The organism is Mycobacterium sp. 852002-53434_SCH5985345 (genome assembly GCF_001667155.1).
In the GTDB taxonomy this organism is placed as follows: domain Bacteria; phylum Actinomycetota; class Actinomycetes; order Mycobacteriales; family Mycobacteriaceae; genus Mycobacterium.
This window is the reverse complement of sequence record NZ_LZIE01000032.1, coordinates 1-6,671: the sequence shown is the minus strand read 5'-3', so window position 1 is coordinate 6,671 and position 6,671 is coordinate 1. Positions and strand designations below refer to the sequence as shown.

General features: G+C 70.7%; 1 protein-coding gene. It reads left to right on the top strand.

The features are described 5' to 3' along the window. The coding region (locus tag A5756_RS07120; RefSeq protein WP_156659303.1) for a non-ribosomal peptide synthetase at positions 1–6,671 on the top strand (6,671 nt) is incomplete at both ends.

Genomic DNA, 6,671 nt, shown 5'->3' with positions numbered 1-6,671 from the left:
TGTCCGTTCGGCGGGCCCGGGCAGCGGATGTATCGGACCGGGGACCTGGCGTGCTGGGGTACTGACGGTCAGCTGCGCTATCTGGGTCGGGCCGATGAGCAGGTCAAGATCCGCGGTTATCGCATCGAGTTGGGTGAAATCCAGGCCGCACTGGGTGCTTTGGATGGGGTGGGGCAGGCGGTGGTGATCGCCCGTGAGGATCGCCCCGGGGATAAGCGGTTGGTCGGTTATGTCACCGGGACCGCCGATGCGGCGCAGCTGCGGGCGCGGCTTTCGGAGCGGTTGCCGGCGTTCATGGTGCCCGCGGTCATCGTGGGCCTTCCGGCGTTGCCGTTGACCGCCAACGGCAAGCTGGACACCCGCGCGCTACCGGCACCGGAATACCACGCCGGCGCTTACCGCGCCCCGCAAAACCCCACCGAAGAAATCCTGGCCACCATCTACGCCGAGGTCCTCGGCGTCGACCGCGTCGGCATCGACGACTCCTTCTTCGAACTCGGCGGCGACAGCATCTCGGCGATGGGCCTGATCTCCGCGATCAACAGCAACCTGAACGTCGGCCTCCCGGTGCGGGTCGTGTTCGAGGCGCCCACCGTGGCCCAGCTGGCACTGCGGATCGGGGAGGGCACCAGCGGGCTCGAGCCGTTGGTGGCCGCCGAGCGGCCCGCCGTGGTGCCGCTGTCTTTCGCGCAGAACCGCTTGTGGTTCCTCGACCAATTGCAGGGCCCGTCACCGGTTTACAACATGGCGGCGGCGCTGCGGCTGAGCGGGCCGCTGGACGCCGGGGCGCTGGGTGCGGCGCTGGGCGACGTGGTGGCCCGCCACGAGAGCCTGCGCACCCTGATCGCCGCGCCCGAGGGAATGCCCCAGCAGCTGGTGACCCCCGTCAACCAGGCCGACTTCGGGTGGGAGATCGTCGACGCCAGCGGCTGGTCCGCCGGCCAACTCGACGAGGCCATCGGCGACACCGCTCGCTACACCTTCGACCTGGCGGCCGAAATCCCCCTGCGCGCAGAGCTTTTCCGCATCACCGAGGACGAGCACGTTTTGGTGGCCGTGGTCCACCACATCGCCGCCGACGGGATGTCGATCACCCCGCTGGTCCGCGATCTGGGCATGGCCTATGCGAGCCGGTGTGCCGGGCACGCCCCCGGCTGGGCGCCGCTGGCCGTGCAATACATCGATTACACGCTCTGGCAGCGCGCCCAGTTCGGCGATCTCGACGACGACGAGAGTCCCATCGCCGACCAGCTGGCCTACTGGGAAGAGGCCCTGGCCGGGATGCCCGACCGGGTGCCGCTGCCCACCGATCGGCCCTACCCGCTGGTGGCCGATCAGCGCGGCGCCACCGTCGAAATCGATTGGCCCACCGAGCTTCAGCAGCGAGTCGGCGAGGTGGCCCGCAGGCACAACGCGACCAGCTTCATGGTGGTGCAGACCGCCTTGGCGGTGCTGCTCTCCAGAATCAGCGCCAGTCCCGATGTGGCAGTGGGCTTCCCGATCGCCGGCCGGCGCGATCCCGCGCTCGACGAATTGGTCGGCTTCTTCGTCAACACCCTGGTGTTGCGTGTCGACGTGGCCGGCGACCCCACCTTCGCCGACCTGCTGTCCCAGGTGCGGCAACGCAGCCTGGCCGCCTACGAACACCAAGACGTGCCCTTCGAGGTGCTGGTCGAACGGCTCAACCCGACCCGGAGCCTGACCCACCACCCCCTGGTGCAGGTCATGCTGGCCTGGCAGAACTTCGCCGGGCAAGGCGGTGGCCCCGTCGGCGGGCTGGCCCTGGGCGACGTCGAGATCACGCCGATGCCGGTGGACACCCAGACCGCCCGCATGGACCTGACCTTCTCGCTGGCCGAGCGCTGGAGCGAGGCCGGTGAGCCCGCCGGGATCGGCGGGACGGTGGAATTCCGCACCGACGTTTACGACGCGGGCAGCATCCTGGCGCTCGTCGGACGGTTGCAACGGGTGTTGACGGCCATGACCGTCGACCCCACCCGGGCGTTGTCATCGGTGGATCTGCTCGACGAGGCCGAGCATGCCCGCCTCGACGAGATTGGAAACCGGGCTGCGCTGGGGCGGCCGGTGGCCGCGCCGGTGTCCATTCCGGCGCTGTTCGCCGCGCAGGTGGCCCGCACCCCGGAGGCCGTGGCATTGGTGTGCGCCGGCCGGTCCATGACCTATCGCGAGCTGGGCGAGGCCGCAAACCGGTTGGCGCACGTGTTGGCCGGCCGCGGCGCGGGGCCGGGACAGTCTGTCGCCCTGCTGTTTTCGCGTTCGGCGGAGGCGATCGTCGCGATCCTGGCGGCGCTCAAGTCCGGGGCGGCCTATCTGCCGATCGACCCGGCGCTGCCGGAGTCCCGCATCGGATTCGTGCTCTCCGACGCCGCGCCGATGGCCGTCATCACCACCGCCGACCTGGCCGACCGGCTCATCGGTCACGACGTCCCCGTCATCGACATCAACGACCCTGGCCTCGCCGCCCAGCCCGGCACGGCACCGACGGCGCCGGGCCCGGAGGACCTCGCCTACCTCATCTACACCTCCGGCACGACCGGTGTCCCCAAGGGCGTGGCGGTCACCCACCAGAACGCGACCCAACTGCTGGCGCGCATGGACACCGGCCTGCCGCGCGCCGGGGTGTGGTCGCAGTGGCATTCACTGGCCTTCGACGTCTCGGTTCACGAGATCTTCGGCGCGCTCCTGCACGGCGGGCGGCTGGTGGTGGTGCCCGAGTCGGTGGCGCGCTCGCCGGAAGACTTGCACGCACTGCTGGTGGACGAACGGGTCAGCGTGTTGAGCCAGACCCCGTCGGCCGCCGCGATGTTGTCGCCCGAGGGGCTGGAGTCGGCCACGCTGGTGGTGGCCGGCGAGGCGTGCCCGGCCGAGCTGGTCGACCGCTGGGGACCGGGTCGCGCGATGATCAACGCCTACGGCCCGACCGAGGCCACGGTGTACGCGGCGGTCAGCGAGCCCCTGACGGCGGCATCCGTCGAGTCAGGCGTGGTGCCGATCGGGTCGCCGGTGCCCGGCGGCGCGTTGTTCGTCCTCGACGGGCGGCTGCGCCCGGTGCCCGTTGGTGTGATCGGCGAGCTGTACGTGGCCGGTGCCGGTGTGGCCTGCGGATATTGGCAGCGGTCGGGTCTGACCGCGTCGCGGTTCGTGGCTTGCCCGTTCGGCGGAGCCGGCACCCGCATGTACCGCACCGGGGACCTGGTGCGCTGGCGCGCCGACGGGCAGCTCGACTACCTCGGCCGCGCCGACGAGCAGGTCAAGATCCGCGGTTATCGCATCGAGCTCGGCGAGGTGCGGGCGGCGCTGGCGTGGCTGGATGGGGTGGAGCAGGCGGTGGTCATCGCCCGCGAGGACCGCCCCGGTGATAAGCGCCTGGTCGCCTACGTCACCGGGACGGCCGATCCGGCCGGGGTTCGCGCCGCGCTGGCCGAGCGGGTGCCGGCGTACATGATCCCCGCCGCCGTGGTGGTGCTCGACGCGCTCCCGCTCACGCCCAACGGCAAGCTCGACACCCGCGCGCTGCCCGCACCGGAGTACTCCGACGGCGACCAATACCGCGCCCCGGACAACGCCGTCGAGGAGATACTCGCCGGCATCTACGCCCAGGTGCTGGGGCTCGACCGCGTCGGCGTCGACGACTCCTTCTTCGACCTCGGCGGCGACAGCATCTCGTCGATGCAGGTGGTGACGCGGGCGCGCGCCGCCGGGCTGATCTGCCGGACGCGCGACATCTTCGTCGAGCAGACCGTTGCCCGGCTGGCGCGGGTGGCCGAGGTCGCCGACGCCGGCGCCGACGTGGCCGACGAGGGCGTGGGGCCGGTGACCGCCACGCCGATCATGCATTGGCTGCAAAGCGTAGAAAGGGCAGGCGGGCCGGTCGGCCAGTTCAACCAGACCATGTTGGTGCAGGCCCCCGCCGGGGTGGGCGAGACCGATGTGCTGGTGGTGCTGCAGGCATTGCTCGACCGGCACGGCATGCTGCGCCTGCGAGTCGGCGACGGATGGTCGCTGACGGTGCCGGAGCCCGGTTCGGTGGACGCCCGCGACTGCCTGCGTACCGTGGCCGAGTTGTCCGACGCCGTGCTGATCGAGGCGCGGTCGCGGTTGAACCCGGCGGCCGGGGCGATGCTGAGCGCGCTGTGGGCCACCTCCACCGGCCAGCTGGTGGTGATCATCCACCACTTGGCCGTCGATGGAGTGTCCTGGCGAATCCTGTTGGAGGACTTGAACATTGCCTGGGCCCAGCACCGCCTGGGCCAGCCGGTGGCCTTACCGGTAACGGGCACGTCATTCGCCCGGTGGGCGTCGCAGCTGGCCGAGCGCGCGAGCCACCCGGACGTGGTGGACCAACTGGGCACCTGGCAGCACGTGGCGGCCACCCCCGCGGCGCTGCCCGCGGTGCGGCCCGAGGCGGACACCTTCGCCACCGCCGGGCATCTCTCGGTGGAACTGGATACCGAGACCACCGGCATGCTGCTCGGTCAGGTGCCGGCGGCTTTCCACGCCGGCGTCCAGGACATCCTGCTGATCTCGTTCGCCCTGGCGGTGACGGAATTCCTGGGCACCGGCGGGGCGCCGATCGGCATCGACGTGGAGGGCCACGGCCGCAACGAGGACCTGGGCCGCGACGTCGACCTGTCCCACACCGTGGGGTGGTTTACCGCCAAGTACCCGGTGTCTCTGGCCACGGGTGAATTGCGTTGGGCGCAAGTCGTTTCCGGAGACCCGGCGTTGGGCGCGGTGCTCAAGGACGCCAAGGAGCAACTGCGCGCCCTTCCGGATTCGCTGACCTACGGGTTGCTGCGCTACCTCAACGCCGACGCCGACCTTGACAGTGCCGACCCGACGATCGGGTTCAATTATCTTGGGCGCCAAGGCGGATCGGTTGAGCTCTCCGAGGAGATGTGGCGGCCCGTGCAGGGGTCGGTCACCGCGGTGGCCGCGGCGATACCCATGCCGCTGATGCACACGCTGGAGCTCAACGCGGCCACCGTCGACTCCGAGGCCGGCCCCCGGCTGCACGCCAATTGGACGTGGGCGCCGTCGACGCTCGACGAGGACCGAGTCACGCGGCTGAGCCGGCTGTGGTTCGAGGCCCTGGCCGGAATCTGCGCCCACGTGCGTTCCAGTGGCGGCGGTTTGACACCGTCGGACGTCGCGCCCGCTCGCCTGAGCCAGAAGCAGATCGACCAGCTGCAGCGGCAATGCCACATCGCCGATGTGCTACCGCTGACCCCGGTGCAGCAGGGGCTGCTGTTCCACGCCAACACCATGCAGGGGGCCGGACAGGATTCCGGCGACCTCTACGCGGGACAGCTCGACATCACGGTCAGCGGCCCGCTCGACCCCGACCGCCTGCGTGACGCCGTGCACGCGATGGTCAAGCGGCATCCGAACCTGGTGGCCCGATTCTTCGACCAGTTCGACGAGCCGGTGCAGGTCATCGCCACCAATCCGGCCGCGGCCTGGCAGTACCTGGAGCTGGACGGCGACCCCGACATCGAGGAGCGGGTGGCGCGGCTCTGCGCCGCCGAGCGCGCCGCCGTGTGCGACCTCGCCAACCAGCCGCCCTTCCGGGTGGCCTTGATCCGCACCGCGCCGGACCGGCACCGGCTGGTGCTGACCAACCACCACATCGTCCTCGACGGCTGGTCGATGCCGATCCTGCTCGGCGAGATCTTCGCCGGCTACTACGGTCAGCGACTGCCCGCGGCCGCTCCCTACCGCGGCTTCGTCAGCTGGCTGGCCGCCCGCGACCGCGACGCCGCCCGCGCCGCCTGGGGCGAGGTGTTCGCCGGCTTCGACGCCCCGGCCTTGGTCGGTCGCCAGGACAGGCTCCAGCCGGGGGAGCAAGGCGTTCAGACGTTCGGGCTGCCGGTCGACCTCACCCGGGCCGTCGGCGAGCTGGCCCGCTCGTGCCACACCACCGTCAACACGGTGCTGCAGGCGGGCTACGCCCAACTGTTGTGCTGGCTGACCGGTAAGCACGACGTCGCGTTCGGCACCACCGTCTCGGGCAGGCCGGCCGAGGTCCCCGGTGCGGACTCGATGGTCGGCCTGTTGATCAACACGGTGCCGGTGCGGGCGAACATCACCCCGACGACCACCGCCGCCGACCTGCTCGAGCAGCTGCAGGCCGCCTACAACCACACCCTCGACCACCAGCACTTGGCGCTCAACGAGATTCACCGCGTCGCCGGTCAGGACAAGCTGTTCGACACCCTGTTCGCCTTCGAGAACTATCCGATCGACGCCGCGGCGCTGGCGGGTGACCAGGAGCTGTCCATCACCGACATCGCCAGCCGGGAATCCACCCACTACCCGCTGACGATTCAGGCCCAGCCGGGACACGAACTGCGCCTTCGCGTCGAATACGACACCGACGTTTTCGACACGGACGCCATCGGGACGCTGATCGAGCGGCTGCGCCGGGTGCTGGTGGCCATGACCACCGACCCGGGGCGGCGGCTGTCGGCGACGGACGCGCTGGACGCCGACGAACACCGCAGGCTGGACGAATTCGGCAACCGCGCGGCGCTGTCCCAGCCGTGGGCCCCGGCGTCGATTCCGGGGTTGTTCGCGGCGCGGGTGGTGCGTGCGCCGGGGGCGGTGGCGGTGCGGTGTGCGGGTCGTTCGTTGTCGTATCGGGAGTTGGA